Genomic DNA, 596 nt, shown 5'->3' with positions numbered 1-596 from the left:
TGCGATCTTCGGCGGTCACGGAATCATCCCTGGTTTGCTGGGCTTCGACAAGGACTATCCGTTCCACCATGTCTTTCGCGAGCGCGAGGTGATGACGGCGCGGGCGGCGCATGCCGCCGGTTTCGCGCCGGCCGTCCGCCATGCCGAACCGGGCATCATGGTCACAGAGTTTCTCGGCGCCAAGACCTATCTCGCCGAGGACGTACGCGCCAATCTTGGCCGCATCGCAGCCCTGATGCGCGCCTTTCACCGGGAGATGCCCAGTCACGTCTCCGGCGCCGGCTTCATGTTCTGGGTGTTCCATGTCATTCGCGACTATGCGCGCACGCTTGAAGAAGGCGGCAGCCGCAAGCGCAGCGACCTGCCGCGCCTGCTGACGCTGGCCGACGAACTGGAGCGCGCGCAGAAACTGCTGCCGATCGTCTTTGGCCACAATGATCTGTTGCCGGCCAACATTCTCGACGACGGCAACAGGCTGTGGCTGATCGACTTCGAATATGCCGGCTTCAACACGGCGATGTTCGACCTCGCAGGCGCCGCCTCCAACGCCGGCATGAGCGACGAGGAATCCTTCGCCTTTCTGACCGCCTATTTCA

Annotated in this window: 1 protein-coding gene; it reads left to right on the top strand. The window is 63.1% G+C overall.

Annotated elements, in window-relative coordinates:
* Positions 1-91: 91 nt before the first annotated feature.
* Positions 92-596, top strand: a 505-nt coding sequence (locus EN914_RS37625; RefSeq protein WP_245497956.1) for a phosphotransferase family protein, incomplete at its 3' end; no start/stop codon positions are given.

It is taken from the genome of Mesorhizobium sp. M7A.F.Ca.CA.001.08.2.1 (assembly GCF_003998455.1).
Lineage (GTDB): Bacteria > Pseudomonadota > Alphaproteobacteria > Rhizobiales > Rhizobiaceae > Mesorhizobium > Mesorhizobium ciceri.
Note: the sequence above shows the minus strand (reverse complement) of the source record. Positions and strands in the feature narration are given on the sequence as shown.